Origin of the sequence: Neobacillus piezotolerans, from assembly GCF_003362805.1 — a bacterium.
In the GTDB taxonomy this organism is placed as follows: Bacteria; Bacillota; Bacilli; order Bacillales; family Cytobacillaceae; genus Bacillus_D; species Bacillus_D piezotolerans.
In genome coordinates this window covers 108,227-122,969 of the sequence record NZ_QNQT01000005.1, presented here as the reverse complement: position 1 = coordinate 122,969, position 14,743 = coordinate 108,227, and the positions used below count along the sequence as shown (strand labels likewise).

Annotated in this window: 21 protein-coding genes; 3 read left to right on the top strand and 18 right to left on the bottom strand. The window is 44.9% G+C overall.

The genetic code is table 11. The annotated features are described in order from the left end of the window. Positions 1-53 precede the first annotated feature (53 nt). Complete coding sequence (locus tag DRW41_RS12965) at positions 54-548, bottom strand: PTS sugar transporter subunit IIA (RefSeq protein ID WP_115452433.1); 495 nt, start codon at positions 546-548, stop codon at positions 54-56. 299 nt (positions 549-847) lie between these two features. Next, on the bottom strand, positions 848-1,906 hold the full coding sequence (rsgA, locus tag DRW41_RS12960) for a ribosome small subunit-dependent GTPase A (RefSeq protein ID WP_439330872.1): 1,059 nt from the start codon (positions 1,904-1,906) through the stop codon (positions 848-850). 295 nt (positions 1,907-2,201) lie between these two features. On the opposite strand from rsgA, the gene DRW41_RS12955 reads away from it, so the two are divergent. Beyond that, positions 2,202-2,804 (top strand): DUF4397 domain-containing protein, encoded by a 603-nt coding sequence (locus DRW41_RS12955; protein WP_181884537.1) that lies wholly within the window; start codon positions 2,202-2,204, stop codon positions 2,802-2,804. A 25-nt stretch (positions 2,805-2,829) separates the two neighbouring features. On the opposite strand, the gene DRW41_RS12950 is transcribed toward DRW41_RS12955, so the two are convergent. The 7 genes from DRW41_RS12950 to DRW41_RS23930 form a co-directional block, all read right to left on the bottom strand. Then, positions 2,830-3,408 carry a YpmS family protein gene (locus DRW41_RS12950; protein WP_115452431.1) on the bottom strand — a complete coding sequence of 193 codons (579 nt, stop codon included), beginning with the start codon at positions 3,406-3,408 and terminating at the stop codon, positions 2,830-2,832. Next, complete coding sequence (locus DRW41_RS12945) at positions 3,408-4,235, bottom strand: SGNH/GDSL hydrolase family protein (RefSeq protein ID WP_115452430.1); 828 nt, start codon at positions 4,233-4,235, stop codon at positions 3,408-3,410. The genes DRW41_RS12950 and DRW41_RS12945 overlap by 1 nt, the downstream gene beginning before the upstream one ends. Positions 4,236-4,326: 91 nt before the next feature. Continuing rightward, positions 4,327-4,917 (bottom strand): SCO family protein, encoded by a 591-nt coding sequence (locus DRW41_RS12940; RefSeq protein WP_115452429.1) that lies wholly within the window; start codon positions 4,915-4,917, stop codon positions 4,327-4,329. A gap of 181 nt (positions 4,918-5,098) precedes the next feature. Then, entirely contained in the window at positions 5,099-5,941 is an 843-nt protein-coding gene (locus tag DRW41_RS12935) for a DegV family protein (protein ID WP_115452428.1), read from the bottom strand. Positions 5,942-6,037: 96 nt separating this feature from the next. Continuing rightward, positions 6,038-6,289 (bottom strand): YpmP family protein, encoded by a 252-nt coding sequence (locus DRW41_RS12930; RefSeq protein ID WP_115452427.1) that lies wholly within the window; start codon positions 6,287-6,289, stop codon positions 6,038-6,040. A gap of 113 nt (positions 6,290-6,402) precedes the next feature. Continuing rightward, a complete protein-coding gene (locus tag DRW41_RS12925; protein ID WP_115452426.1) occupies positions 6,403-6,609 on the bottom strand; it encodes a hypothetical protein in 207 nt (68 codons plus the stop codon). A 113-nt stretch (positions 6,610-6,722) separates the two neighbouring features. After that, positions 6,723-6,878, bottom strand: a complete 156-nt coding sequence (locus DRW41_RS23930; protein ID WP_500684487.1) for an LPxTATN C-terminal sorting signal domain — start codon at positions 6,876-6,878, stop codon at positions 6,723-6,725. A gap of 16 nt (positions 6,879-6,894) precedes the next feature. Here DRW41_RS23930 and DRW41_RS23630 point away from each other — a divergent pair, with 16 nt between their 5' ends. Further along, on the top strand, positions 6,895-7,017 hold the full coding sequence (locus tag DRW41_RS23630) for a hypothetical protein (protein ID WP_281272306.1): 123 nt from the start codon (positions 6,895-6,897) through the stop codon (positions 7,015-7,017). An 89-nt stretch (positions 7,018-7,106) separates the two neighbouring features. Here DRW41_RS23630 and tatC read toward each other — a convergent pair whose 3' ends face one another. After that, positions 7,107-7,850, bottom strand: a complete 744-nt coding sequence (tatC, locus tag DRW41_RS12920; RefSeq protein WP_115452425.1) for a twin-arginine translocase subunit TatC — start codon at positions 7,848-7,850, stop codon at positions 7,107-7,109. A 178-nt stretch (positions 7,851-8,028) separates the two neighbouring features. Beyond that, positions 8,029-8,223 carry a twin-arginine translocase TatA/TatE family subunit gene (gene tatA, locus DRW41_RS12915; RefSeq protein WP_115452424.1) on the bottom strand — a complete coding sequence of 65 codons (195 nt, stop codon included), beginning with the start codon at positions 8,221-8,223 and terminating at the stop codon, positions 8,029-8,031. Between the two features lie 306 nt (positions 8,224-8,529). Here tatA and DRW41_RS12910 point away from each other — a divergent pair, with 306 nt between their 5' ends. Further along, positions 8,530-8,769 carry a hypothetical protein gene (locus DRW41_RS12910; RefSeq protein WP_115452423.1) on the top strand — a complete coding sequence of 80 codons (240 nt, stop codon included), beginning with the start codon at positions 8,530-8,532 and terminating at the stop codon, positions 8,767-8,769. A gap of 56 nt (positions 8,770-8,825) precedes the next feature. Here the strand turns inward: DRW41_RS12910 and DRW41_RS12905 are convergent, their stop codons facing one another. From DRW41_RS12905 to DRW41_RS12875, 7 genes are all read right to left on the bottom strand, one after another. Continuing rightward, on the bottom strand, positions 8,826-9,317 hold the full coding sequence (locus tag DRW41_RS12905) for a dihydrofolate reductase (RefSeq protein ID WP_115452422.1): 492 nt from the start codon (positions 9,315-9,317) through the stop codon (positions 8,826-8,828). Then, positions 9,314-10,108 carry a thymidylate synthase gene (locus DRW41_RS12900; protein WP_115452421.1) on the bottom strand — a complete coding sequence of 265 codons (795 nt, stop codon included), beginning with the start codon at positions 10,106-10,108 and terminating at the stop codon, positions 9,314-9,316. Before DRW41_RS12900 ends, DRW41_RS12905 begins: the two co-directional genes overlap by 4 nt. Positions 10,109-10,160: 52 nt before the next feature. Continuing rightward, positions 10,161-10,865: an anthrax toxin lethal factor-related metalloendopeptidase gene (locus DRW41_RS12895; protein WP_115452420.1), complete on the bottom strand. Its 705-nt coding sequence runs from the start codon at positions 10,863-10,865 to the stop codon at positions 10,161-10,163. A gap of 435 nt (positions 10,866-11,300) precedes the next feature. Then, complete coding sequence (gene tnpB, locus DRW41_RS12890; protein ID WP_115452419.1) at positions 11,301-12,458, bottom strand: IS200/IS605 family element RNA-guided endonuclease TnpB; 1,158 nt, start codon at positions 12,456-12,458, stop codon at positions 11,301-11,303. Positions 12,459-12,581: 123 nt separating this feature from the next. Then, positions 12,582-13,169, bottom strand: a complete 588-nt coding sequence (locus DRW41_RS12885; RefSeq protein WP_115452418.1) for a YpjP family protein — start codon at positions 13,167-13,169, stop codon at positions 12,582-12,584. Positions 13,170-13,414: 245 nt separating this feature from the next. Beyond that, the gene (locus tag DRW41_RS12880) at positions 13,415-14,191 is read right to left on the bottom strand and encodes a class I SAM-dependent methyltransferase (protein ID WP_115452580.1); all 777 of its coding nucleotides are present in this window, start codon (positions 14,189-14,191) and stop codon (positions 13,415-13,417) included. A 108-nt stretch (positions 14,192-14,299) separates the two neighbouring features. Continuing rightward, a complete protein-coding gene (locus DRW41_RS12875; RefSeq protein WP_115452417.1) occupies positions 14,300-14,734 on the bottom strand; it encodes a BrxA/BrxB family bacilliredoxin in 435 nt (144 codons plus the stop codon). Between the last annotated feature and the right edge of the window lie 9 nt (positions 14,735-14,743).

Here is a 14,743-nt window from a genome sequence, read left to right as displayed (position 1 = left end):
ATTCAGATGCTCTCTAGTCCTGTGGAGAATTAAACGTGGCGCATCCGCTTTTCTTATTTTGCAGTTAGTTTAATAAACGGAGTATTTCCGCGTTCCACTCTGCCGGATGCGAGAATTTCGATGTCCATTGAATCGCTGTTGGTTATGACTAAAGGGGTTACCGTGCTTTTTGCCTTCTCTGACACAATCCCCATATCGAACGTTACTAGCTTGTCCCCGGCCTTTACCTTATCGCCTTCACGGACATGGGCTGTAAAGCCTTCCCCTTTCATCGAAACTGTTTCAAGGCCGATATGCAAAAGGATTTCCGCTCCGTTCTCGGCCTTGATGCCGACAGCGTGCTTCGTCGGGAATACCTGGATGATTTCTCCGTCCGCCGGTGCGACAACAACACCTTCGGCGGGTTCAACCGCAAGCCCGTCCCCCATCATTTTTTGCGAAAAAACAGGATCATCCACATTGTCCAATAAAGTTGCCATCCCGGTTAACGGGGCAACCAATACTACTTCTTTTGTTTCTTCTTTTTTACCAAATAATTTTTTAAACATCCGCAATCATCCTTTCAAAAGTAGTTTGCCCTATTCTTTTCTATTCCCATATTTTTAAGGGCTTAACTAAGGAAGATTATACCCAAGTCTTCACAGGAAGCAAAACAAGTAGCCTGTTGATGGACATTTTCCATGTAGATGAGGGCTAGCTACTGGTTAGAAAACTCCTTTATTTCGGAGATTAACAAAAAAAGAGGTGTATCCTTGAGATTTTGGGGCGAACCACTTTTTACGAAAAAGATTTTTGCGGGCCATTCTTTTAAAAGTGAAAAAGAGGCCTTGTTCGAGGCCCCCTTTCCCTATCTTTTCTTCGCTTTTACTTGCTTATGGATCGCTTTCCAGTGCTTCTTTTCCTCGGATTGCGCGCGTTTGTCTGCCTTCCGCTCAATATAGGCAAGTTCCTTTTGAAGTTTGTTGTAGCTCGCCAGCCTGTCTTCGTCAAGAATTCCACTCCGGATTGCTTCCCAAACTGCGCAGCCTGGTTCATCGGCATGCCGGCAATCCCTGAATCTGCAGGAATCGCCCAATTCATCAATATCGGAAAAAGCTTCCGCCAATCCGTCATGGCTTTCCCATAGTTGCAGCTCCCTCATTCCGGGAGTGTCAATCAGGACCGTGCCGCCTGGTAAAAGAACAAGTTCCCGATGGGTTGTTGTATGCCGGCCTTTGTCATCATCTTCCCTGATTTCTTTGACCGCCTGCTTTTTTTCACCAAGCAGTGTATTCGTCAAAGTGGATTTCCCAACCCCTGAGGAGCCGAGCAGGGCGACTGTTTTTCCTTCTCCCAGATAAGGCTTTAGGCTGTCGAGCCCTTCATTTACTTCTGCGCTGACGGGGATGATAGGGACCCCGAGCGCGACAGCTTCCACCTCCGCGACTTTTGATGCAACATCATCGCAAAGATCCGCTTTACTTAGGACAATGACTGGATTCGCGCCGCTTTCCCATGCCAGCAGCAAATACCGTTCAATCCGCCGGACATTCAGATCATCGTTCAGGCTGTTGACAAGGAATACTGTATCCACATTCGCCGCGATTATTTGCTCTTCGGCTGTATTCCCGGCCGCCTTCCTTGAAAATTTACTGAATCTCGGCAAAATGGCGTGAATAGTACCTGCACCCTCCTCTTTCCTGGCAGAAAGGAAAACCCAATCCCCGACAGCGGGAAAATCCTCCCGTGAGCTTGCTTCGAATGAAAACTTCCCGGATACTTCACAGAGGAGTTCCCCTTCTTCCGTCCACACCCTATACATGTGCTTATGTTCGAGTGCCACTCTTCCAAGTATGCAATCCGTTCTCGGAAAACCGGCCAATTCCATTTTCATATCTTCTTTTAAGCCAATCGTCAATAAATTCAATATTATTTCCCCCTAAAAATAAATAAACCGCAGGCATACACAGCCGCGGTTTGCTTTTAGGGGAAAATGGACAGTCTGGTCCCTTTGCCTAAATAACCGTACGGGCTGTGCAAGAGTCGACAACAATGGATACAATGCTCATTTTTCTCATTACACTTCACCCGCCTTTTCATAAGATGATTTTAGTATATTCAATCCTTTTCAAAAAGTAAACAAAATTGTTTCCTAATTCTGCATATTTATCTTCCTCCTCCCATAGTTTTAGTCGAACGATTTGATAATGGGGTGGATTCAAGTGCAAGAATCAAACAAGGCAATATGGAATTTTACGAAGCAGGAACCTATTGGAAGAGGCGTAGGCCAGGCGTTTCACGCAAACCCTTCAATTGGGCCGATTGATCTTTTAATAAATGGCCTCAGGCTGGTAAAAGGCCTTTCTTTTCACGAAAGAAGCCTTATCTTTGCGCTTCCGGAGGGCGGGTGCCAGATAGACGTTTTTTCAAAAGGCGTCTGGGTCGCTTCAAACGAAGTTACAGTTGAAAAAGACAACGACTTTTTCCTGGCAATCACCGGGACAATGCAAGAAGTGGATGTTTTTATCTGCCCGAGCGGGTCACTCGTTCCGCAAGGTGAAGCTGTGGCACGATTCGTCCATCTAGCACCGGAAATCGGAAGTTTGGATGTATCAGTCCATAAGGGAGACGTGGTTTTCCCGGGCCTAACTTATCTTAGCGTCACAGCTCCCCTGCCTCTCACGCCGTTTTCGGTAAACCTGGAAGCGAGGCAAGCAGGCACGAAAAATATCCTTGTTTCCATGCCCGATGCCTGCTTTGAACGGGATACAGCCTATCTCGTCTGCATCCTGGGAGCGGAAGTGGTTTTCCTGAAAGAAAAATGAGCGCCCCAAGTTCATGGGGCACTCATTATTTTACCGGGACGAGCAGCTTGAATGAAATATCGTCCTTTTCGAGGTCAAATGTATTGGCCTGGATTTTCGCGTCGCTTTTTAGCTTCAGCTGCTGCATGTGGACCAAAATCTGCCGCTCGTTGGACCGTATTTCTACGCCTCTTGGAAGCTTGTAGCTCTTCCGGATAAACTCAAGCACATATGGAACCGGCAGGCGCAGCTGCCCGACAGAGATGGATTTTTGCTTCAAAAGCAGGTCACCATTTTCCAAAGCTTCCGGCACAAAGGTCAGCTTCATATTCAACTCCCGGCTGAAAAACGGCACTGTGCCGTACAGCTCGACCTCATCATTCACCTGGACCTGATAGTTGACAGGGCTATCGGCCACTTCCTTTTGAAGATAATGGTTGATTAGCTTGTTCACATCATCTCTGTTCGTCCGAATCAGGAAACCGACCATTTCGCCATCCTGTACTTTGGTCTGTTCCTGTTCCTTGCCATCAGGAGGAACAGTGGCAAGGATGAAAATCGTTACAATCCCGGCCAAGACAAGCCCTAATAATACAAAAAATGCCGTTTTCCATTTATTTTTCATCAATATTCTCCCTTATCGCCCGCGTTGGCGGATTTTCTAGCAAAAGCAGGCAACGCCTCGTCCTCGAGCGTTTCATATACTCTCTCAGCAATTAATTGATACCCCTTATCGTTCGGATGAAACTGGTCATCGAACAGCAGATTTTCTTCACCAATTGCGAACAAATCGCTGATTTCTACGAAGTAAGTATCCGTATAATGGGACAAAAGCGCTTTTTCTGCTTCATTCCAGTCTGAAACAATTTGGTCAAGCTCCTGTACATCAGGAAACCACTGCATGAACGGATTGTATACCCCAATCAGCACGACCATGGCGTTCGGGTTTTCTGTCCTAATTTTTTTGACGATTTGGTCAAGACGCTTTAGGTAGGCCTGCTCTTCTTTTTTAAAACTTTCCACTTGCAAATTCAAAATGTTGTTTCGGGCTACCTTCATGATATCGTTGCCGCCAATGGTGATGACGACCATATCCGCATTCCTTATTCCCATTACCACTTTTTTCTGTCGGAGCCGTTCAAGAAGCTGTTCGCTCCTCGTCCCTTTTACTCCAAAATTTTTGAAATCGGCTTCTCTGATGCCTTTTTCCTTTTCAAGCAGCGTTTTTAAGTACGGAAGGTACCCGCCTGTATGCGTGCTGTCGCCAATCCCCTCCGTTAGGGAATCGCCGACCGCAGCGATTGAAAGCGTGCGGGGAATGAAGTCATCTGGAATGGTTCGTTCCGTTTGAACGTTCATTTTTTTAAAAGCATGTCTTTCAGGCACGATATCCTGTTGGCACGAAACAAGAAGGATGCCTGCCAAAACTAGCGCCGCAAATTGCTTCCACATGATTTCCCCTCCTTCCACTCATTTAAATTATAATACAGCTTCTTTATCTAGGAAGGGTCCCCCCCAGAAAGAAAAAAGCCCAAAAAAGGGCTTATTGCAAGATTTTAATATCCTCAAGAATTTGGTCATACGGCACATCATTGACTCCTGAATAAGACTTTTTAATAAGGCCGTCCTTGCCAACGAGATAGAAGGATGTTCCATGGATAACCTGGTCATCTGCCTTTGGCTTTTTAACAATGGTCTTGAAGTTTTTCATTGCATACTGTTCAATCTCTTCCTGTCCATAGCCAGTCAGGAAGTCCCAATTTTTATAATCAATTTCAAACCGTTCCCCATATTCCTTCAAAACTTCGGGCTTATCGATGTCGGGATCGACGCTGAACGAAACGAATTGGAGATTTTTAATCCCCTCATCTTTCGCCTTCCGTTGGATTTCAGCCATATTCGCCGTCATCGGCGGGCATACGGTGTCACATTCGGTAAAAATAAAGTCGGCCATCCAGACTTTCCCCTTCAGGTCCTCAAGGCCGAGCTGTTTTCCGTCCTGATTCGTATACGTAAATTCCTCTAGCGGCCAATCATGGGCGTTTTCCAGCTCTTTTTTGCCGCAAGCGGTCAAAAGCAATGTTCCGATCGCAATGCCCAACAGTATTTTCTTTGTCTTCAATGATTTCACCATCTCTTTTCGATGTATTCGTGAACAGTTTAACAAACAAGCGGTGAACATGGAAAGGATTTGCTTGCTTATTCTTTTTAGGGCCGACACGTTTAGCAATCTGATAATAACCACTAAAAAGGGACCGGCAAAGAATGGCCGCTCCCTGAATCCCTAGGGTTTTCCCATCGGTATATGCCCACCATCAATCAAAATAATACATAAGCGCAATCGCGCCCGGCCCTGTATGTGTGCTTACGGTTGAGTTCGTATAATCCGTTTCAACGCCTTCATAGCCGGTAAGCTCATATATGTTTTCCTTAATCTTCTCGGCTAGTCCTGCCGCGCCTGCATGAGCGATTCCGACACCTTTGATCGTTTTCCCTTTTACATCCTCGGCGAATTGCCTGGCCAGGTACTTTACTACCTGGGCATGGCTTCTAACTTTAGCGACTGGTGTGTACTCGGCCCCTTCAAGCGAGGCGATCGGCTTTATATTCAGAAGGGAGCCAAGGAATGCCTTCCCTTTTCCAATGCGTCCGCCCTTCACGAGGTTCTCAAGCGTGTCGACCATGATATACAGCCTTGTATTTTCCTGGATAAATTCGAGCCTTTTGACGATTTCATCCATTGTTCTGCCTTGGGTAGCCATTTCCGCGGCTTCCCTAACCTGAAAGCCGAGCGCCTTGGAAATGAATTTAGAGTCGACAACCGTGACCTTCGCTTCTGACATCGATGCCGCACTTTCCGCTGAATGGACAGTTCCGCTCATTTTCCCAGTCATATGTATTGAAAGGACTTCATACCCTTCCTTGCCAAGCCTGTCATAAACTTCGAGGAATGACCCCGCCGACGGCTGAGAGCTCTTTGGAAGCTCTGAAGTATGCTTCATTTTTCCCAAAAAAGTTTCCGGATCAATGTCCACCCCATCAAGATACGTCTCCCCGCCGACTGTGATTGCGAGAGGAACCACCTCGATTCCATAACGGGATATTAATTCCCTGGGCATGTCCATTGTTGAATCGGTTACAATCTTTATTTTAGCCAAACGTTTCACTTCCCTACTTATGCACTTAGTTCCTATTATACATATTCACCAATGAGGAAGAAAATAAAATGAGGCCGGTTTCCCGGCCTCAAGGCACTATGCGTTGTTCTTTAATTCTTCAGTCTTGAAAAGCTGCTCATAATCAGGCCATCTCAAGGCGCGCTTCAAATAATCCCTAAAGGAATAACACTTTCTTGGGTGCTTCTCATTATAAATGGAAGCAATGAATGTTTGCAAACGGAATCGGATCATTAAACTATAAGGGCTACCTTCCTCCAATACAGGAATCTCCACAATTTTAACCTTCTGTCCAACATCATTTTTGAACTCCAGGCTTTTCAATAACAAAATATCAATCCTCTTTTTTTCCCGTTTGATTATATTATACCGTACTTCAATCCCGAAATGTGTCTGATTATGCTCAGATTCCCTAAAATATTTTGCTTTTTGGAAGCAAATTGTTACACCAGCTCCCGCTCCGTGGAAAGGATTGCCTCTTTTGGAAATCCAGTCGCCAAATATTGAAGCCGGCCCGGCATACCCCTCGTCTCCGGAGCCTGCAAATTTACCCGTGTAATATCAGCCCCGCACACTGGACATAGCCAAGTCCCGGTTTCACAGCTGCTATATGATGGCTTACTGCACTCGTTGCATACTTTTTTGTACATCCCCCAACTCTCCCTTACCCTTCAATAAAATCTCAATATCTTTTACTTCCAAGAATATTCATTTACATAAAAAAACAGACCTTGATTCTTCCTTTATCCAAATCTAGGTCCTATTAAACATCTTTAGCAACTTTTTTTCGTTTTTGGAAATAAAATTGGAGACATATGCCTAAGCAAATAAATCCAGCGCCAACAATAATTAAATTGTAACTTGAAGTAGCGGTATAAGGCAGCAGATTCCCTGAACCTTCCGGATTTTCATTATCCAAGGAATGGAGGGATTTGGTGCTGGCTGCTATAAAAGAAGGAATGAGAAAAGAGGACTTCGTGGAGTACAGGAAGTATATGAAATACCAAATCTGGACGAGGGAGCGGCTATCAATCAATGAGGATGGTAATAAATTTTAAGCGAAAAGAGTGAAGCCTCTCTTTCTCGGCGAATCCGGGAGGTAAATTTTTCGCAACAAAAAACCCCGGACAATACCCGGGGCAAAACATTATTCGGAAGCCATTTCCGCTTCTTCCAGTTCCAATTTTTTAAGCCTTTTTTTGTAAACGAATTTTGAAAGGTTGACCGAAATTTCGTATAGCAGAAGCAATGGAATAATTACCAGAAAATCTGAAACGGGATCTGGCGGTGTAATGACAATCGCTATGATAATCAGGATGAAGTACGCATACTTGCGAATCTTTGTTAATACGTAAGGATTTAAAATGCCTAGAGATGTCAGGAACATAACGACCGCCGGAAGTTCAAACAAAACACCGAAAGGCAGTGTCATATTCATGACAAACCGGAAATATTTCTCAGCCGTGAAGTTTGTGACAAGCATATCCCCTCCCAGTTCCACCAAGAAGGAAAGAACATTCGGGAAAATGACGAAATAGCCGAATGCAAGACCAGCGATGAAAAGAAGAAATAATGCCGGAATATAGGAAAGCGAAATTTTCCTTTCCACTGGCTTTAATGCCGGTTTTACAAACAGCCATATTTGCGTGGCGAGCACAGGAATCGTGCCTGCAATCGCAATTAACGATGCAAGGGTAAAATAAATCCAAACAATGTCACTCGGGCCCAAGACAATCAGCTTTACGTCAAGGTCACGAACAAACCATTTATAGATATCCTCCACATATGCAAAGCCCACAAAGAAAAAGGCCACAAACGCGATAGCTGAAATAATAATCCTTTTCCGCAGTTCATCAAGATGGTCAACTACATTTAATTCTTTATCTTCCATATGATTCTCCCTGTCCTAAATTGTGAACAACATGGGCCTGCATGAGCCATAGGCGGCCATTTTCAACTATTAAAAATAGGGTTCCTCCCGTTGCCCATCATTTCAGGAGCAAGGCCGTGAACCCTTGGTTGTCTGGCTATAAATTGTCGTGCAAGGCGGTTTCAGAAGCAATGCCGCTTTACTTTGTTGCTTTTTTCTTATCTTCCTCAAATTCTTCCATTACATCGCTTGTCAGTTCGCGAGTGGACTTTTTGAATTCACGCAATGTCTGGCCGAATGCGCGGCCGATTTCCGGAAGCTTTTTAGGGCCGAAGATGATTAACGCAAGGACTAGGATAAGGATTAGACCAGGAACTCCAATATTGTTTAACATGTAGGTAACATCCCCTTCGGTAAAATAAATCTACTATGATTATAGTACTTTAATCGGGCTTGTGGGCTGTTTTGTGATAAAATTCATCAGAATTTCACATATTGGAAAAAAGGCATCCTTGATTCGGCCTCTTCTCTGCATGTTCCAATTTAACAATAAGTGAAAAAATAGTCAATGGAATAACCCGGATAATGCTGGTCAAAAATTATTTTGGAATCCTGTTTCTTCTATAATTTCAAAGCACCGTTATACATATACTAAATAAAACCAACGTCAATTTTATCCTATTGGAAGGGAGTGTACTGCATGGAATTTTCGCTTGAGAGCTATGAATGCGTGCTGCCTGTGGAAGTGACCATTGATGAAGACAATGGGCGGTATATGGTCCGGAAGAGTGACACAAGCGGCGTCTATTTCAACACCCCTTCGGAACTGATCGGGTGGATCAGGGCGCACTTGCAAGAAGAGGAATTCCTAAAGCCTGAGGATTTCCGGAACATGATGGGAAAACTTGCGGAATACGAGCAAATGGGCTACCTCGGTTAAGAAATGAAAAACATCAGCTTTTTGGGCTGATGTTTTTCGTTTATTCTTTAAAACCTCTATCGGCTTTTTCTTGCGTATATTCGAAACTCATAATCATACGGATTTTTTTCATCCTTTGGCCCTTTTTCAGAATTTAGCAAAGCCCATTCGCCAAGGTCGAACTCGGGGAAAAAAGTATCTCCATGAAATTCTTCATGGATGAGTGTGACATAAAGCTTGTCTGCGTAAGGAAACATCTCCTTGAAAATTTCCGCCCCGCCAATGACGAAGTATTCATCCTCGTTCTTTCTGCTGTACTCAACAAATTCCTCAATTGAATGAAGGACGGTACAGCCTTCCTGGATATATTCACGGTTTCGGGTGATGATAATGTTTTCCCTGCCAGGGAGCGGCCGGCCTATCGAGTCAAACGTTTTCCGGCCCATCGTGATCGGGTGGCCCATTGTCGACCTTTTAAAAAACTTCAAATCCTCCGGCAAATGCCATGGCAGCTTATTTTCATTGCCGATCACCCTGTTTTTGTCCATAGCCCAAATAAATGAGATCATACGCTGACTGCTCCCTTGATATGTGGATGTGGATTGTAGCCCTCAAGGGCAAAATCATCATATTTAAATGAGAAGATATCCTTGACTTCCGGGTTGATCGCCATATGCGGAAGCTTTCTCGGTTCGCGGCCCAGCTGCTCTTTTACTTGCTCGATATGATTTTTGTAAATATGTACATCCCCGAATGTATGGACGAATTCACCTGGTTCCAGGTCACAAACCTGGGCAATCATCAAAGTCAAAAGAGCATAAGACGCAATATTGAATGGGACGCCTAGGAATAAATCCGCGGAACGCTGGTAAAGCTGGCAGGACAGTTTCCCATCCGCTACGTAAAATTGGAACATGCAGTGGCAAGGTGCCAGCGCCATCTTATCGATCTCGGCTACATTCCACGCGTTTACGATAAGCCTCCTTGAATCAGGGTTCGTCTTGATTTGTTTGATGAGCTCGCTGATTTGGTCGACTGCGATTCCATCAGCGCCTTCCCACGACCGCCACTGCTTCCCATAGACAGGCCCTAGCTCGCCATTCTCATCTGCCCATTCATTCCAAATCCTGACGCCATTTTCCTGCAGGTAACGAACATTTGTATCTCCGTTCAAAAACCAAAGCAGCTCGTGGATAATCGATTTTAAGTGCAGCTTTTTGGTAGTAATAAGCGGAAATCCTTCGCTTAAATCGAATCGCATTTGATACCCAAACGTGCTGATTGTCCCAGTCCCTGTTCTATCGCTTTTTTCCGTACCGTTCTCAAGTATATGGCGGCACAGCTCCAAATATTGTTTCATCGTAACCCCTCCATCTTCGTAAATTGTAACAGAAAAGGCCCGGGAGCTTCAATTATTCCAGGCCTTTAATTAATTCATATGTTGAGGGCGCTTTTTCTTTTAAAATCCGGTTTGATTCCCGGTTGTAGTAGTAAAGAGCAAACGCTTCGGCGAAAAATTCTTCCGGGTAGTTTAGGAAATATTCCTGTTCCGGAAACAGGCTGTTTCTCTCCTTCACCCATATCGAGGTAAATGCCTGGTTTTTTGTGAGATTATGGAAAACAAGTTTGTCTACGGAATGGGCCAACTCATGAAGCTCCAGGTTAATTGAACCATGGCCGCTCCCCCTGCCGCTCGCGCCGATTTTTACAAGGACCACCTTAGAACCACCGATGCCCGGGATTTCATCCCAAGTTTTCCCATTCGTGTATCCACGGGGTATTACGCCCTTAAGGTGCCTGGCACTTGGATTGTCAGTCAGTTTTCCGTTAAAAAGCCTAACCACGATACCAGCTTTATGGATTTTAGTCAGGAGCGGTTCGGGCAGGCCAGTAATTGTGTTAATGATTCCAGCAGATTGTTCTATGTTAAAAGGCTCCCTTGGAAATAGAAAAATCTCCCCGACAAGGCGGTCCGCATCCTTGTTATTCAAAGCAAGAATCAGCTGCTCATTATTTTGTAAATCCTTAAATCCGACGCCTTCTTGCGCTGCTTTGGAGGTGTTGAAGAATGACAGGAAAAAGAAAGCCGAAAGAGCAGCATAGAGCAATTTTTTCAAAGAGCATCTTCTCCGTATAAGATTCTGGTAATCTATGAAAATTATAGCATGGAAGTATGTGGAATGGTTGGCGGACTTTTATTGGGAATTATTGGTCGGTTACGAAGGTAAAGACTATCGGGGGCCCTTTTTTTAAGGAGCCGGTGAAGATTGTCTATTGACCGATTGGGCCAGGTTTTCCTAAAGAATCCTTTTTCAGATGGCGGCTATTGGCGGGCAGGCCGAAATTAACTAAACCTAACGGCTTTTAAAAAATCAACCACAAGGGCTTTTGTTAAAAACAGAAAAAGCCCGGCATTCCGCCAAGCTTTTCATCATATCGTTAGTTTGGACCTCACATCACTGAAGTGACGTGATTCCTACGCTGTGGCTCCTTTTGGTAGCGAACCAGGTGAGTAGGCTATCTCCGCAGTCCCTGCGGTTCTTGTGATTTATTTATACCGACAGAAGCCGTTGGGCTTCGTTTAGTATATTTAAGCTGGCATTGTGGTCACGGTCATGGTGAGTTCCACAATTGGGGCAGTCCCATTCCCGTATTTGCAGTTTCTTGACCGCCTTATGCTGAAAGCCACAGTCCGAACAAATCTGCGAAGATGCAAACCATGGACTGATCGCAATTACTTGTTTGCCGTACCACTTGGCTTTGTATTCCAGCATTCGGCGGAACTCCGACCAGGAGACCTCCTGGATGCTCTTGGCTAACTTACGATTCTTCACCATATTGGTAACGTGCAAATCCTCGATGGCAATGAGGTCGTGGTTTTTGACCAATGCCGTCGAGTGTTTATGCAAAAAGTTCGTTCGGGCATTCGTAATTTTTTCATGGATGAGGGCGACTTTGCGTTTTTGTTTGTACCAATTTGAAGAACCCTCTACCCTGCGTGAGAGAGTGCGTTGTTCCTTGATTAACTTGGCTTCCATTTTCTTTAGAAAATGAGGATTGGGAATCGTGTCTCCTTGGGTGAGGACCGCAAATTCTTTGATGCCCATGTCGATGCCAACAGCTTTGTGCGTTTTCGATAATTCTTGAATATCCGTTTCTGCCAAGATGGAAATAAAAAATTTCCCGCTTGGGTTTTTGCGAATCGTGGCATTTAAAATACGCCCTTCCACCTCACAGCTTTTGGCAAAGCGAACCCAACCTAACTTGGGCAGTTTGACTTGGTTGCCGTCAATGGCAATATTGCCATTGGTGTATTTGGTGGTGTAGCTTTGCACAGGGTTTTTCTTGCTTTTGAATTGAGGAGATTTATTTTGCTTTTTGTAACAGCGGTCATACGCATCCCCAAGGTTCTCCACTGACTTTTGGAGGGCGATGCTATCCACCTCTTTTAAAAAGGGGTACTGCTTTTTTAATGCAGGCAGAGCCTTGATGGTGTCATATTTATTAAAATACGTGCCTTTCCAATTATTTTGAGGCAGTTGACCGTTTTGAACCATTGCCTCAACGACGTGCCAATAGGCCTCATATTCTTTCTGTTTGCCCAAGAAGTGGTTAAAGACCAATCGGCTGCAGCCGATGGTTTTGGCAATAAGAATTTCTTGATTTTTGTTTGGATACAAACGAAAACGAAAGGCTTTATGCTGATTCAAAAGAGTCACCTCCTATGGAAGATTATACCTTCATTATAGCACATATGTTCGGTTTCGAATACTAAAAAGAGGTTCGATTCATCTCATGGTTAAAGCCACAAGTGTTCTCGAACCCATCATAAACTATGCCATCCATTTCGGAGGGGTGTTTTTATCCCAGTAAATGCTTCCAAGGTTATGGTGCTCCTGGAAGTTGTCATTAAAGGTATGGTAATGGAAGTTGAACCAGTATCCTGCATGAGGCGGGTTATCCCGTCTGACATGGAAACGGATTACGTCCTTCCCTGTCTGGCTGTTTTTAAGGTTAAAAATTTTTTCTGAGTGTCCGGCTCCCGGCTGCTCGGATATGGCAAGGCTAGCCAGGTCTTCATCCGGAAATTGGGTCGCGGTTTCGGCAATCGCATTTTCAATTTTGGGAAGGATGATTTCCCTGAATTCATTTTCGATGACCGGCTTTATTTTCGAACCGAATTTTTCATAGGAACGTTCTTCGGCAAGCTTGACCATGTTTTCTATGAACTGGTCCCTGTCCGAGACTTCTTCGGATTGCGCGCTCTCCGTGACAATCGGTCCTGTCTTGGCAGGCTCCCGTTCTGAAGCCTCATTGTCGGCCTTTACACGGTCCAAAACACCAGGCTGGGCTGGCGTAATAAGGCCGAACGTCAGCAAGGACACCATGACGACGAACGACTTCCTAAGCCATTTATTCATATTCCCAACCCCCTTTCGAAAACGTTTCATCTTTATTGAATCTATTATACTCTTTTTTGGAGATGAATGGCTAATCTGGTTTTAAAGTTTTTTATTGGGAAAAATAAAGTATAGTTATAAAAATTAAAAATAGGGATGTGATGGGATGGAATGGGTGGTTGGAGCTGGCTGCCTGATCATGCTCGGCTATTTCGTATACTTGGCAATCGCGGATTAATATTTGAAGCCGGCTTTGGGGCCGGCTTTCAATTTTTCTCAATATAGCCAAAATGGAATTTGGCGGTTTTTCTTCTCATTACTGTAAAACCGAAGTCTTCAAATCTTTTGCTTAGGTAATGGTCTTTTAAAACAACTCTTTTCCTCGCAACCCTGAGCGCTTCTTTTATTTCCTCGCCGCCTATTCCCCCATGCAGCGCGAAATGGCGCAGCGCCTTAATTCCTTCCGATTCATCGATGCCAATATCAAACATCGGGTCGAAATAAACGCAATCAACCGATTCATCCGGAAGGGATTGTAAATACTCAAGGGCAACACTGTGGACAACGTCTATCCTTTCCATTGCGGCATCCAGTTCGCCCACACCGGAATGCCAGGAGTGCAGGCCATTTTTAACAATATATCCGAGAAATTTATTCGCCTCGATGCCTGTCACGTTTCCGATATTGCCAACGACCATGCTGGCAACGATGGAATCCGAGGCGAGCCCGAGTGTGCAGTCAAGGAACGAATCCCCTTTTCGCAAGTCAGCCGCTTCAATCATTGGGTCATAGCCGCCACCAAGGAGTCGCTTCACACGGAACATCGCGGAAGATGGATGGAAAAAGAAAGGCTCTTCCTCGCCAAATGCGAACAGCCTTATGCTCTCGTTACCAGCAACTATGCAGCCGCCGCCTCTTTCATTTTGCAATTGCGAAATCGACTTCTTCCTGCGTGGGATATAAGGGATGTCCAGATCCTCCGCGACCGACCTTGCCTTATTAATCATTGTGTCAGTGACCCTGCCGGCAGTTGTTACAAACATATGCTGATTCCTTTCTTTGGTGAAAAGTTCTTCCGATACATCCTCCATAGTGCGAAACACTCTTAAAAATCTAGCAGCAGTGAAAAAAGGACGCCCTTGGGCATCCTTCTAGCAGTTGGCTTCAAAAGCGGACAATAGATTTTCCATGACGCCTTCCATTGTGTTGCCTTCAATGTCATGCCTAGGGATAAAGTGGACAACTTCCCCGTCCTTCAAAAGGGCGATGGATGGTGACGAAGGCTCGATACCGCCGAAGTATTCACGCATTTTCGCGGTTGCTTCCTTATCCTGTCCGGCAAAGACGGTTACAAGATGGTCAGGCTTCTTTTCGCTGTTCAGAACTGCCTGAGTGATGGCTGGGCGCGCAAGCCCCGCGGCGCAGCCACAAACGGAGTTGACTACCACAAGCGCAGTGCCTTTCGCATCTTTCATGAACGCATCGACTTCTTCGGGAGTGTTAAGTTCCCCAAACCCCGCGTTTGTCAGTTCCTCGCGCATCGGTTTAACCATTTGCCTCATATATTCTTCATATGCCATTGACATATTAAAATC